The following is a 13,057-nucleotide window of genomic DNA, read 5'->3' on the forward strand; positions in this document are numbered from 1 at the left end:
CCCTTGGGTCGCCCCTCGCTATTCATGTCACGCCGGCTCAGTTGGTCAGCGCAAACGTTTCCAGCTTGGCAGCATTGTCACCATTGACCAAGACGCAGTCCATCAGCTGCTTTTCCTTGGCCGGCGACTTCTTGTTCTTGATGAAGTCGTTGGCCTGCTCGACCGCCATCTGCGCCTGCGCATAGGCCGGCTGCAGGACGGTTGCCTTGATGCCGCCCGCGGTGATGGAGTCGCGCACGTCGTTGGATCCGTCGAAGCCAACGACGATGACGTCCTTGCGGTTCGCCGCAACCAGCGCCGCATACGCGCCCATCGCCATGGTGTCGTTGCCGGAGATGACGCCCTTGATATCCGGGTTGGCCTGCAGGATCGATTCCATCTTGGAATAGGCTTCCGTCTGGCTCCAGTTGGCCGATTGCTGGGCGACCATCTTCAGATCCGGATAATCGTCGATGACGTCATGATAGCCCTTCGAGCGAATGCCGGCATTGGTGTCGGATTCCTTGCCGACCAGCTCGACGAAATTGCCCTTCTCGCCCATCAGCTTGACGAACTCCTGCGCGCCGAGCTGGGCGCCCTGGTAGTTGTTGGAGACGATCTGAGCCACGGCGACGCCGGTGGCGTTGATCTCGCGATCGATCAGGAACGACGGCACGCCCGCGTCCTTGGCCTTCTGCACGGCAGCGACAGTGGCGTCGGCGCCGGCATTGTCGAGGATGATCGCCTTGGCGCCGCGGCCGATCGCCGTATCGATCAATTCGGATTGCTTGTTGGCGTCGTCGTCATGGACGAGCACAAGCGCTTCGTAGCCGAGTTCCTTGGCCTTGGCTTCGGCGCCGACGGCTTCCGCCTTGAAGAACGGATTGTCGTGCGAGGGCGTGATGATGGCAATGAGGTCGGCCGCATAGGCGGGTACCGCCGTGCCAAGCGCCAGCATGCCGGCGAACGCCGCAAGTGTCATTCTGCGTGTGAGTTTCATGATGTCCTCCCGTTTGAAAAATTGCCTTGATAAATCAAGGCCTCTGCATTCGAATTCATCGCGCAACGCGGGCCGCCGATCGGTTCACTTCCCAAACGATCGCTGCTCCCCCGCCGTCCCTCCACTCGCCCAGGCTTCGTACTTCCCGCGAACCCTTGCCCAAGCCATCAACAGCTAAGCCAACTGGTATGATGAGTCAATCACTAATTGAGGTGACATGTTCCCACTGAGCAAAACATCTGTTCGTCATGGCGGGTGTGTCGAGCCATCGAGGCGCTCCGGCAAGCGCCCGACTCGGCCTGTCTCAGGTAATGCGCCGAATGCTCGCGGCGATCTCTTCGGGCTCGAACACCCGCTTCCAGTCGTCGCGCATCAGCACCGGCTTGCCGAATTCGATCGCCTTGTTGCAGGCATCCGAGAATACGCCCTTGGTCTCGCCGAAAATCACGGCGCCGAGCACGTTCATGTGGCCGAGCAGGAAGTCGAGCGCCGCCTGTTGGTCGACGCCTCGCGCGACGACCTCGTCGACGGCTTCCTTCATGACGACAAGCAGTGACGCGCACACCGTCTCCGATAGACCGGGCTCCAGCAGCGCCATCTGTTCGACGGTGACACGGTGCGAGCGCATGACCGGCGCCCAGATGATTTTTGCGACCGCCTCGCCCTTGGCGTAGTCCGCTTCCGGCCCCTGCATCAGCGCGCTGACCATATGCTGCTTGGCCATGACGCCGCCAAAATAATCCTTCTTGGCCGCCATGTCGGTCTCGTCGTTGAAGATCGGCGGATGACAGGGATGGGTGACGAAATAGGTCAGGTCCGGCCGGTTGGGCAGATGGCCGGCGAAGGGTGCGGCCGCGTCGAGCACTATCACCATCGTGCCAGGCGCGAGCTTGCTCTCGATATCAGCCGCCACCTTGCCGATATGCGTGTCGGGAACGGCCAGGATGACGATATCCGCCCCGTCGAGCGCCGCATCGGCACTGACCGCGTCGAAGCCCAGTCCGGTCTTCAGCCGCTCGCGGCCGGCCTCGCTGACCTCGACATGGCGTACCGTGTAGGGCGATCCGCGAAAATTGGTCGACAGGCGGTAACCCATTTTGCCGCCGGCACCGAACAGCGCAATCGTCGTCATCTATCCCTACTCCCGCATTAAACGACGGCCGCGCCGATCGTCATGTTATTAACTGGTATAATCACCTTACCACGAATTGAGGAGTTGAACAGGGCTTTGATGAGCGGCTATACGGGCGCCCGTTTGGCTTCCGTCCGCACGATTTCCGCGGTGGCGGCCGATAATTCAACCAAGCCAGAGCGCCGTTGCCTTTCCAGACAATCGATGCCCGCGCTAGAAGCCTCTAGGTCCATTTTCTCGGGGGCTCGGTTGCGAAGTGACGGTGGGGGCGTCACCAGCAAGGCGAAGCGCGTCCGCGCGGTCCGGTCGCGTTTTCGGGCCGTGAGTTCTCGCGGCGATTTGGCGAAGGGGCTATAGAGAATTCGCGCTTCGCCGGGGTTCCGGCGAGCCAAATCACTGCTAGTCGATCATGCCGACAACTATTTACCGTAGCTTCCCGGGTCCTTGGCTTTCTCCGCCCGACAGCTGTCAGTGCGTTGCGCCGCCGTGCGGTAAGCGCCTTCATAAAACCTGATGGCTCTCTTGAATTCGGGGGGATTGGGTATCAGGTGTTTATCTTGCACATCGTACAAGATGTATATCGCCGTTATTTTGGATTTTCCGTCTGGAGTCAGCTGCAGCGCCGGGCATCGCGTCGTAACGGCGATGACGTTAGCTGACCATGTTACGACCAATTTCAACTGGGCGTCGGACAGCCCGGCCAGATAGTTGATGTTTTTTTGATAGGCAGGGTCGATGTGTTGTCGATTATCTTTTGCAGACGCAGCGGAAGACAGGACACCTACCACGCCGAGTATAATCAATATGCATTTCAAAAGCTGCCTCCCCCAATGTTACGGCCATCTCGACCACGGCATTGTCCGTCCCCACAAAGCAGGTTGAAACAAGTCAATTTGAAAAGCAATTGGGGTTCGCGACCTTATACGGATCACCGCACCTTCAGAACCCGGTTGCTCGCGGACGCCCTTCTTCAACCAGGTGAAACCGGTAGCGATCGCGCACGAACTCGTTGAAAAATTGCCCTTTCGAGAAGGCGGCGCGGAACGCCGCGTAGGTCTCGGGCTCGACCTCCTCGTAGTCGTAGCGGGCTCCGCTCGGGACGAACCAGACCGAGAGGATTTTCGTCGACGGGTCGTAGTGGGTATTGCGGATGGCAGTGGACGGCATGTCGAAAATCCCGCTTCGTCCCCAAATCTTCTCCAAATCCTGCTTCGAACATGCGTAATGCCGCAACGATGCGGAGGTTCCGACAGGGAGGCGCACCACAACGCCGAAAATCTTGCCCGGGTGGCGAGGCTTCCTATCTCTCCGTCAGATGGCACAGACGAAATCCAGTACAACAGCGTATGCCAGCCAGGGCGATCTCTTCGGCGCGGCCGACACGCTGCCGGAAGGATTTTCTTACCGGCCTAGCCTGATCACAACGGACGAAGAGGCGGAACTGGTCCGTCACCTCAATGAACTGTCCTTCAAGCCGTTCGATTTCCACGGCCACCTTGCCAACCGGCAGGTCGCCGGCTTCGGCTGGCGCTACGACTACGACCGGCGCCAGGTCGTCGAAGCGCCGCCCATCCCGAAATTCCTGCTGCCGCTTCGCGACAAGGTCGCGGATTTTGCCGGCAGGCAGGCCACGGAATTCGCGCAAGTGCTCATCAACGAGTATCGGCCGGGCGCGGGCATAGGTTGGCATCGCGACAAGCCGCATTTCGATCTCGTCGCCGGCGTCTCGCTGCTGGCGCCCTGCAGCTTTCGGCTGCGCCGAAAAAACGGCTCGAAATGGGATCGCAAGACGATCGAGGTTCAGCCGAGATCTGTCTATCTCATTGACGGCCCGGCGCGCCACGAGTGGGAGCACAGCATTCCGCCGGTCGCCGGGCACCGCTATTCGATCACGCTGCGCACTCTGAAATAGGCCACACTCCAAGCCACGCAGCAGCCGCTCTGGAAGACCGAGCGCAGTTGTGCTTCGATCGCACATGAGCGTGGATCGCAGCAGAGTTTTGGTTACCCGCGTGGCGCTCTTTCTGTGGGCATGCCTGTCCTGCGTTCTGGCTCTGCAGTGGCTCGTCGACCTTGGCATGGTCGGCTTTCCCGACGGATACATAACGCCCTATGCCCGAGCAACGAGCACGCTGTTGCATGTCCTTGTCTGGGCATGCCTGGCTCAAAGTCTCTACTTCGCTTGCCGAGCCTTGTTTGGCAAACGCTTCGAGCCTGCTCCTCTCTTCCTGCAAATCCTGATCGCCGCCGCACTGACTGTCGTGCCGGTATTCATCGTAAAACACTGTCCGCGGTCCCAGGTATGCAGCAACATCTATGAAGCGCTCACGAATACGATGATGGACGACGGCACCGGCGGATGACGTTGTGTCTCCAGTAACTGACGAGAGATAGAAGTTTGGCGTCGCGCCGCGCGGTGGCGGTAGAACCTGGAGGAACCATGCGAAAGATTCTGGCATCGATGCTGCTGTTCGCGGCAGCGCTATCTGCAAACCCCGCTCGGGCGCTGGACAGTACCATCCCGCCGGTTGTCGTCACACCGCTTGCCGATCGCAGCCAGACGGCGTCCGGCCAGCCGATCGTGCTGCCGCAGAAAAACGTCCAGGTCCTGGTTTCAGCCTATGACATTGCGGTCGGCGCCACTCTGCCGGTGCACAAGCACCCGTTTGCCCGCTACGCCTATGTCGAGGCCGGGACACTCAAAGTGACGAATGTCGAGACCGGCAACAGCAACACCTACAAGACGGGCGATTTCATCATCGAGATGATCGGCCAGTGGCACCAGGCCACCAACATCGGCGACGGCCCGGTCAAGCTGCTGGTCATCGACCAGGTCGAACAAGGCGCCAAGAACACGGTGCTGCAGAAACAATAGATCTCTCGCTACGGACCTAGGCAGGGTTGCCGGGCTGGCCCAAGCAGCGACTGGCTGTTCCGGCTTCCCCGCCAACCGAGCCGATGCTAGGGCTGGCCGTCATGCAATCATGAAGGATCGCCCCTTGGCCGGAAATGCTCGCCCCCTGATCGAAATCTGCGTCGAAGGCATCGATGGACTGCTGGCTGCGCAGGCCGCCGGCGCCGACCGGGTCGAGCTCTGCGCCAGCCTGGTCGAAGGCGGCATCACGCCCAGCCTCGGCACGGTGCGCGCCGCACTCGAGAGCGCGACCATTCCCTTCCATGTCATCGTGCGGCCGCGCGGCGGCGATTTCCTCTACAGCGAGGCCGAATACAGCTCGATGCTCGCCGATGTCGCAGCGCTTCGTGACCTCGGCGTCGCCGGCGTCGTTGTCGGTTGCCTCGATGCCGACGGCACCATCGATGAAACCCGCATGGGCGCGCTGGTCGATGCCGCCGGTCAGCTCGCCGTTACCTGCCACCGCGCCTTCGACATGACGCGCGACCCGGCCGAGGCGCTGGAAGCGCTGATCCGCTGCAAGGTCGGCCGCGTGCTGACCAGCGGCCAGAGGGACACCGCGGTGGAAGGCGCCGGCCTGTTGGCGGATCTCGTCCGCCAGGCCGACGGCCGCATCATCATCCTCGGCTGCGGCGCGCTGGACCCCGAAAACATCGCCGGGGTGCTGGCATCAACCGGGCTGAGGGAACTGCATTTCGCCGCGCTCAAGGACGTACCGAGCGCCATGGCCTACCGCAACCCGCAAGTCGGCATGGGCGGCGGCGATCTGGACCGCGAATACCGCACCACAGTCACCGATGGGGCGCTGGTTGCCGCGACGATTGCGGCGGCCAGAGCATGATGAGCGAAGCCGTGACTGGGCCGTCGCCGATCAGCCGTGTCTCGCCTCAGGACGAAGCGGCCATCCTCGCACTCAACAATGAGCACGCCGCCGAACTGTCATGGCTCGAGCCCGAACGGCTGTCTTTCCTGCTTGGCGAAGCGTTTTACGTCAGGCGCATCGGCGCGCTCGAAGCCTTCATCATGACCTTCGACCAGAATGCGGCCTACGACAGCCCGAATTTCCTCTGGTTCCGCGAGCGCTATCCACGCTTCGTCTATGTCGACCGCGTCGTCGTCGCGGCGCAAGCGCGCGGCCGCGGCCATGCCCGCCGGCTCTACGAGGATCTGTTCGGGGAAGTCGCCCGCGCGGGCCACAGCATCGTCACCTGCGAGGTGAATGCCGAACCTCCCAATCCGGCTTCGGACGCCTTCCATGCCGCGCTTGGCTTCGCCGAGGTCGGCGACGCGGTGATCCATGGCGGCAAGAAGGCGGTGCGCTACTACCTCAAGGAGATCGCCGGCTGATGGGTCGCTGGCTGATGATCGGCAAGCAGATCGTCGCGGCAGCATAAGATTAGGAGTCCGTAGCCCTCACCAATTCCGGTTCAGCCAGGCCCGCGCGGGCTTCTCGACCAGATAGTAGCTGCATAGTGCACAGGCGAAGACAGCCGCCAGCATCGGGATCGGCGCACTGCCCTGCTCGGCGACGAATTTGTAGAAGGGCTGTTGCCAGAGATAGAGCGAGTACGACCATAGCCCGATCATCACCATCGGCCTGGATGAAAGCAGGCCGGTAAGATGCCAGTTGCTGGTGTCCAGCGTATTCACGGCAAGCGCCAGCAACGGCACCGCCAGTAGGTAATGGATCGGCGTCGGCACCGGATCGAGGAACAGCAATATAGCCGCCGCCGCCGACACGAGGCTGACATAGGGGCTCTTCAGGAATGCCGGCAGCCGATCATCGTGCTTGAGCAGGCAGATCGATGCCGACAGCAGGATCGAGGCGATATGCACATCGGTGCGCCAATAGCTGTGCTCGTAATCCATGCCGAGTACCCAGTACGAAATGGCGCCATTGGCCATCGCCAGCAGCGACAGCGTCACCAGCAGCCGAACGACATTACCCCGCCCGGTCACCACCACGCTGATCAGCGCCAGGATGATGTAGGCATGCTCTTCCACGCATAGCGACCAGATGTGGTCGAGCGCGCCGGCGCGGGTGATGAGAATTCCGGCATAGTTGTAGGTGAATGTCAGCGCGGTCAGCGCCGCCTTCCATTTGAAGGCGATAAAGGTGCCGGAGAGCCCGATCATGGCTGATATCACGAACACCAAAAGCGCGGGATAGATGCGCGAAAAGCGGCGCTTGAAGAATTTTTTCAGCGGGAAGCGTTCGATGAACAGTATCTCGCCCATCAGCCGGCCTGAGAGCACGAAGAAGAACTCGACGCCGAGCACGCCGAGATTGATCCCGGGAACGGGGAAGAAATGGCCGATCAGCACCAGTGCGATCGAAAGCCCGCGCCAGCCATCGAGATAGGCCAGTCTTGCTCTGGCTGCTTTGTCGGCTGTGGCCCGCGGCAGGGCAACAGACGCTGCGGAGATGTCGGCCATGCCGATCCTCTACGACGCAAGATCTTGGCGCAGCTCACACCGCCGCGCGCAGAATCCACCCCGTGTTCCGCCAAGCTATACATATTGCAGTGCAATATCAGATTGTGCAAGTGCGAGAATGGGGCTAGGCAGTCCCTTGGGAAGTATGCGCCTGTTCTTGCACGGGAATTACCTGAAACAACGGATTTGCGCGTGGCAGCGAACCCGCAAGGACTGGGCAGTTACAGCCCGCCGCAGACGAACAAAGGGGCCGCGATGGCCCCTTTCCTTGTCAGTAGCTTTATGATGTCAGGCGTTGGCTGCCGCCACCGCGCGCTTGGCCATCACGGCGATCAAATTGGCACGGTATTCGGCCGAAGCGTGGAGGTCGGTCATCAAATTCTTCGCCGGCACTTTCACGCCGTCGAGCGCCGATGCGGCAAAATTCTTCGCCAGTGCGGCTTCGATCTCCTTCGAGCGGAACACGCCGTCATCGCCGGCACCGGTAACGGCAACGCTGACCCCGTCCTTGCCCTTGGCCACGAACACGCCGACAATCGCATAGCGCGAGGCCGGGTTGCGGAATTTTTCGTAAGCAGCCTTGGCCGGCGCGGTAAAACTCACCGCGGTGATGATCTCGCCTTCTTTCAGCGCCGTTTCGAACAGGCCGGTGAAGAATTTCGCGGCTGAAATCTCGCGCTTGTTGGTGACGATGGTGGCGCCCAGCGCCAAGAGCGCCGCCGGATAATCGGCGGCTGGGTCGTTGTTGGCGACCGAGCCGCCGATCGTGCCCTTGTGGCGCACCGCCGGATCGCCAATCAGCGACGCAAGGTGCGCAAGCGCCGGACAGGCCTTCCGCAGCTTCTCGTCATTGGCGACGTCGTAATGGGTTGTGGCGGCGCCGATGGTGACGGTCTTGCCCGACACCTTGACGCCTTGCAGTTCCTTGATCCGCGACAGGTCGATCAGGTCGGAGGGTGCGGCGAGCCGCGTCTTCATCGCCGGGATCAGCGTCATGCCGCCTGACAAAAGCCTGGCGTCGCCGCTCTTCACCAGCTTGGCGGCGTCGGCGACCGAGGCGGCGCGGTGGTAGTTGACTGCGTACATGGGATCCTCCCCTGAAGTGGTTAGCAGTAGTGAGTATGGAGTAGGGAATAGGGACGCTGTCATCTCCGGTAATGCCCATTCCCTACTCACTACTCCCTACTCACTCATTTCTTCGCCCTAATCGCCGCCCACACCGTCGACGGCGAGGCCGGCATGGCGATGTCCACAATCCCCAAAGCGTCGGTGATGGCGTTGATGACCGCCGGCGGCGAGCCGATGGCGCCGGCCTCGCCGCAGCCCTTGATGCCGAGCGGATTGCTTGGACACGGCGTGTTCGAGGTCGACACCTTGAACGACGGCAGGTCGCCCGCGCGCGGCATGGTATAGTCCATGTAGCTCGCCGTCAGCAGCTGCCCGCTATCGTCATAGTGCGCGCCTTCCAGCAGCGCCTGGCCGATACCCTGGGCGATGCCGCCATGCACCTGACCCTCGACGATCATCGGGTTGATGATGTTGCCGAAATCGTCCGCCGCGACGAACTGGACGATCTCGGTCGTGCCGGTTTCCGGATCGATCTCGACCTCGCAGATGTAGCAGCCCGCCGGGAAAGTGAAGTTCGCCGGATCGTAGAAGGCTGTTTCCTTCAGTCCCGGCTCCATGCCTGCCGGCAGATTGTGAGCGGTGTAGGCGGCAAGCGCCACCTGGAACCAGGGCAGGCTCTTGTCGGTGCCGGCGACCTTGACCTCGCCATTCTCGATGACGATGTCGCCCTCGTCGGCCTCGAGCAGATGGGCGGCGATTTTCTTGGCCTTGGCCTCGACCTTGTCGAGCGCCTTGGCAATTGCCGACATGCCGACCGCGCCCGAGCGCGAGCCGTAGGTGCCCATACCCATCTGCACCTTGTCGGTATCTCCATGGACGATCGAGACCGAGTCCAGTGGCACGCCAAAACGCTGGTTGACGAGTTGCGCGAAGGTCGTCTCATGGCCCTGGCCATGGCTGTGCGAGCCGGTCAGCACCTCGATCGTGCCGACGGCATTGACCCGCACTTCGGCCGATTCCCACAGACCGACGCCGGCGCCGAGCGAACCGACCGCCGCCGACGGCGCGATGCCGCAGGCCTCGATATAGCAGCTCATGCCGATGCCGCGCAGTCTGCCCTGGCTGGCGGCCGCCGCTTTGCGCTTGGCAAAGCCGGCATAGTCGGACGCCTGTGTCGCCGCATCGAGCGAAGCGCCGTAATCGCCGGCGTCATAATTCATGATGACCGGCGTCTGGTGCGGAAACTCGGTGATGAAATTGATGCGCCGCAACTCCGCCGGCGAGACCCCAAGTTCACGCGCGGCCGTCTCCATTGTCCGTTCGAGCAGATACGTGGCTTCCGGCCGCCCTGCCCCGCGATAGGCGTCGACGGGTGCCGTGTTGGTGTAGACGGTGCGCACATTGGCGTGGATCGTCGGGATGTTGTACTGGCCCGACAGCAGCGTCGCGTAGAGATAGGTCGGCACGCAAGACGAGAACAGCGACATGTAGGCGCCGAGATTGGCGATGGTGTCGACTTTGAAGCCGGTGATCTTGTTGTTCTTGTCGAACGCCATTTCGACCGTCGAGACATGGTCGCGGCCATGTGCGTCGGTGAGGAAGCTTTCGGTGCGGTCGGCGACCCATTTGACCGGCACGCCGGTCTTCTTCGACGCCCACAGGCAGACGATCTCTTCGGGATAGATGTAGATCTTCGAGCCGAAGCCGCCGCCGACATCGGGCGCAATGACGCGCAGCTTGTTTTCCGGCGCGACATTGTAGAAGGCGCTCATCACTAGCCGCGCGACATGCGGGTTCTGCGACGTCGTCCAGCAGGTAAAATGGTCCTCGGCCTTGTCGTAATGGCCAAGGGCCGCGCGCGGCTCCATGGCGTTGGGAACCAGCCGGTTGTTGACGATCTTCATGCGGGTGACATGGGCCGCCGCCTGGATCGCCGCGTCGGTCGCCTTGGCATCGCCGATCTCCCAGTCGAAGATAAGATTGTCCTCGGCTTCGGCATGGACCTGCGGCGCACCTTTTTGCAGCGCCTTGGTGGCATCGACCACCGCCTTCAATTCCTTGTAGGTGATCTCGACCGCTTCGGCCGCGTCGCGGGCCTGGCCCTTGGTTTCCGCCACCACGATGACGACCGCGTCGCCGACATAGCGCACCTTGTCGACCGCCAGCGGCGACCACGCGCCCATCTTCATCGGCGAGCCGTCCTTGGAATGGATCATCCAGCCGCAGATCAGGTTGCCGATGCCGTCGGCCTTGAGCTCCTTGCCGGTCAAGACGCCGATGACGCCGGGCATCGCCTGCGCTCGTCTGACGTCGATCTTCTTAATCTGAGCATGCGCGTGCGGGCTGCGCACGAAAGCGGCATGCTTCATGCCGGGAACCACCATGTCGTCGACATAGCGGCCGGCGCCGGTGATGAAGCGTTTGTCTTCCTTGCGCACGACCCGAGCGCCGATACCTTCAATGCCCATAGGAATTCCTCCGGAATAGCGAATAGTGAGTGGCGAATAGTGATTAGTGAGTAGGGAATTGTGCTCGGAGCGGTTCGGCTAAACCGACTACTCGCTACTCCCTATTCGCTACTCGCTTCTTTCTTACGCTGCCTGTTTCGCCCTGCCCTTCGGCACCTTCGCCATAGTCTGCGATGCGGCGAGGATCGCCTTGACGATGTTGTGGTAGCCGGTGCAGCGGCAGATGTTGCCTTCGAGCTCGGCGCGCACCGTCGCCTCGTCAAGGCCTTCGGGATGGCGCGCGATCATGTCGGTCGCGGTCATGATCATGCCCGGCGTGCAGAAGCCGCATTGCAGCCCATGATGTTCCTTGAACGCGGCCTGCATCGGATGCAGGTCGCCGCCATTGGCAAGCCCTTCGATCGTCACCACGGTCGACCCGGAGGCCTGCACGGCCAGCATCGAACAGGACTTCACCGCCTTGCCGTCGACATGCACGACGCAGGCGCCGCATTGAGAGGTGTCACAACCGACATGCGTTCCGGTGAGACCAAGATTTTCGCGCAGGAAATGAACCAGAAGCGTTCGGTCCTCGGCAGCGCCGCTGATCCGTTTTCCGTTCACGACAAACGAAACGTCCGACATGCATCCTCCCTGGGTATGACCTTGGTAGTCATGCTGCCGATGCGGCTTTGGCGCTCGGCCATGCGCTATTGGTACACTGCACAAAGCGCAAAAAACACACGGCGCTCATTGTACTTTCGGTCATGGAGAAAACGAAAATCATGGGCCTGTCCGCCCCATTGCCAAAGAGCGAATAGGGGGCAACAATGCCCTCGACGCCAGCTCGCCGAGAGACATAAAACGGGCGCGCGCAGGAAGCGTCGGAGGATATCGGGAGGAAGCCTCTGGCCAGTTCACGGACGAGCTATGCATCCGGTCTGTCGGCGCTCACCACCGACGAGCCCGACGCCGATGCATTCGCCCTGGCGGTCGCTGTCGAGGCCGCAGCCATCGATGCCGGCTTTGCCCTGCTGTTCTTCTCCCAGAGCTTGTTTGACGCGAGCGTCCTTTCGCAAGGGCTGAAGACCCACGCACCGACGCTGGCCTACGCCGCCTGCTCGACCGCCGGCGAGATCACCCCCCAGGGCCTGGAGGAAGGCCATGTGCTGGCGCTGCTCTTTCCCTCCGCGTCGTTTTCGGCGGTCAGCACCATGGTCGACAATCTCTCCTCGTCGGGAATGGACAGGATCACTGATGAAGTCGAGGGCTTGCGGCGGTTGCTGCGCGGACGCACCGGCAGTTGCCATGCCAAAAGCACTTTCGCGCTCTGCTTCATCGACGGCCTGTCCTTTGCAGAGGAAGCGGTGACCTCGGCCATCCATTGGGGGCTGGACGACATCCCGCTGATCGGCGGTTCGGCGGGCGACGATTTGAAATTCGAAACCACCAGGCTGATTTCGAACGGCAAGGTAGCGTCAGACAGCGCCATCATTGTGCTGATCGCCACCGAGATCCCGTTCCATGTCTTCAAGACCGACAATTTCATCCCCACCGACGAGAAGCTGGTGGTGACGGCATCCGATCCGGACCACCGCACCGTGCGCGAATTCAACGCCACCAATGCGGCTGAGGAGTATGCAGCCTCCGTCGGCATCGTTGCGCAGAACCTGACGCCGATGAGCTTCGCTTCGCACCCGGTGGTGGTGAAAGTGGGTGGCGAATTTTACTGCCGCTCGATCCAGAAGATGCATCCCGACGGCTCGCTGTCATTCTTCTGCGCCATAGACGACGGCGTCGTGCTGTCCATCGCCCAGCCCAAGGACATGGTGGAATCCACGCGCGCCGCACTGCGCGACGTCGAGCAACGGCTCGGCGGCATCGACATGATCCTCGGCTTCGATTGCGTGCTGCGCCGGCTCGATGCGCGAAACCGCCAGGTGTTCCGCGACATTTCGGAGCTCTACCGGGTCAACAATGTCATCGGCTTCGGCACCTATGGCGAACAGTACCGCTCGATGCATCTGAACCAAACCTTCACCGGCATCGCCTTCGGCGAACGCCAGGCGGCGGAATAGCCC

Annotated in this window: 14 protein-coding genes; 6 read left to right on the plus strand and 8 right to left on the minus strand. The window is 61.7% G+C overall.

The window, feature by feature from the left end; genetic code table 11:
- Positions 1–37: 37 nt before the first annotated feature.
- From AC3EML_RS23065 to AC3EML_RS23080, 4 genes are all read right to left on the minus strand, one after another.
- The gene (locus AC3EML_RS23065; protein ID WP_023681704.1) at positions 38–979 is read right to left on the minus strand and encodes a D-ribose ABC transporter substrate-binding protein; all 942 of its coding nucleotides are present in this window, start codon (positions 977–979) and stop codon (positions 38–40) included.
- Positions 980–1,283: 304 nt separating this feature from the next.
- Positions 1,284–2,111 (minus strand): phosphogluconate dehydrogenase C-terminal domain-containing protein, encoded by an 828-nt coding sequence (locus AC3EML_RS23070; RefSeq protein WP_352520499.1) that lies wholly within the window; start codon positions 2,109–2,111, stop codon positions 1,284–1,286.
- 419 nt (positions 2,112–2,530) lie between these two features.
- The gene (locus AC3EML_RS23075) at positions 2,531–2,914 is read right to left on the minus strand and encodes a hypothetical protein (RefSeq protein ID WP_352520500.1); all 384 of its coding nucleotides are present in this window, start codon (positions 2,912–2,914) and stop codon (positions 2,531–2,533) included.
- Positions 2,915–3,050: 136 nt separating this feature from the next.
- Positions 3,051–3,278 (minus strand): KTSC domain-containing protein, encoded by a 228-nt coding sequence (locus AC3EML_RS23080; protein ID WP_023691072.1) that lies wholly within the window; start codon positions 3,276–3,278, stop codon positions 3,051–3,053.
- 148 nt (positions 3,279–3,426) lie between these two features.
- On the opposite strand from AC3EML_RS23080, the gene AC3EML_RS23085 reads away from it, so the two are divergent.
- The 5 genes from AC3EML_RS23085 (at position 3,427) to AC3EML_RS23105 (ending at position 6,372) form a co-directional block, all read left to right on the plus strand.
- Complete coding sequence (locus tag AC3EML_RS23085) at positions 3,427–4,023, plus strand: alpha-ketoglutarate-dependent dioxygenase AlkB (RefSeq protein WP_023672616.1); 597 nt, start codon at positions 3,427–3,429, stop codon at positions 4,021–4,023.
- 64 nt (positions 4,024–4,087) lie between these two features.
- Positions 4,088–4,474 carry a hypothetical protein gene (locus AC3EML_RS23090; RefSeq protein ID WP_023730737.1) on the plus strand — a complete coding sequence of 129 codons (387 nt, stop codon included), beginning with the start codon at positions 4,088–4,090 and terminating at the stop codon, positions 4,472–4,474.
- A gap of 77 nt (positions 4,475–4,551) precedes the next feature.
- On the plus strand, positions 4,552–4,986 hold the full coding sequence (locus AC3EML_RS23095; RefSeq protein WP_023823039.1) for a cupin domain-containing protein: 435 nt from the start codon (positions 4,552–4,554) through the stop codon (positions 4,984–4,986).
- A 124-nt stretch (positions 4,987–5,110) separates the two neighbouring features.
- The gene (locus AC3EML_RS23100) at positions 5,111–5,866 is read left to right on the plus strand and encodes a copper homeostasis protein CutC (protein WP_352520501.1); all 756 of its coding nucleotides are present in this window, start codon (positions 5,111–5,113) and stop codon (positions 5,864–5,866) included.
- Positions 5,866–6,372: a GNAT family N-acetyltransferase gene (locus tag AC3EML_RS23105; RefSeq protein ID WP_352520568.1), complete on the plus strand. Its 507-nt coding sequence runs from the start codon at positions 5,866–5,868 to the stop codon at positions 6,370–6,372. Before AC3EML_RS23100 ends, AC3EML_RS23105 begins: the two co-directional genes overlap by 1 nt.
- A 66-nt stretch (positions 6,373–6,438) precedes the next feature.
- Here AC3EML_RS23105 and AC3EML_RS23110 read toward each other — a convergent pair whose 3' ends face one another.
- From AC3EML_RS23110 to AC3EML_RS23125, 4 genes are all read right to left on the minus strand, one after another.
- Positions 6,439–7,461, minus strand: coding sequence for an acyltransferase family protein (locus AC3EML_RS23110; protein ID WP_023688179.1), 1,023 nt, complete (start codon positions 7,459–7,461; stop codon positions 6,439–6,441).
- A gap of 288 nt (positions 7,462–7,749) precedes the next feature.
- Positions 7,750–8,547 carry an FAD binding domain-containing protein gene (locus AC3EML_RS23115; RefSeq protein WP_023672622.1) on the minus strand — a complete coding sequence of 266 codons (798 nt, stop codon included), beginning with the start codon at positions 8,545–8,547 and terminating at the stop codon, positions 7,750–7,752.
- A 104-nt stretch (positions 8,548–8,651) separates the two neighbouring features.
- Positions 8,652–10,997, minus strand: coding sequence for a xanthine dehydrogenase family protein molybdopterin-binding subunit (locus tag AC3EML_RS23120; protein ID WP_352520502.1), 2,346 nt, complete (start codon positions 10,995–10,997; stop codon positions 8,652–8,654).
- Between the two features lie 123 nt (positions 10,998–11,120).
- Positions 11,121–11,621 carry a (2Fe-2S)-binding protein gene (locus tag AC3EML_RS23125; protein ID WP_023681712.1) on the minus strand — a complete coding sequence of 167 codons (501 nt, stop codon included), beginning with the start codon at positions 11,619–11,621 and terminating at the stop codon, positions 11,121–11,123.
- Positions 11,622–11,869: 248 nt separating this feature from the next.
- Between AC3EML_RS23125 and AC3EML_RS23130 the strand changes: the two genes are divergently transcribed.
- Positions 11,870–13,054 (plus strand): FIST N-terminal domain-containing protein, encoded by a 1,185-nt coding sequence (locus AC3EML_RS23130; protein ID WP_353622726.1) that lies wholly within the window; start codon positions 11,870–11,872, stop codon positions 13,052–13,054.
- The last annotated feature ends 3 nt before the right edge of the window (positions 13,055–13,057 follow it).

The sequence above is a fragment of the Mesorhizobium sp. P170090 genome, from assembly GCF_057786115.1.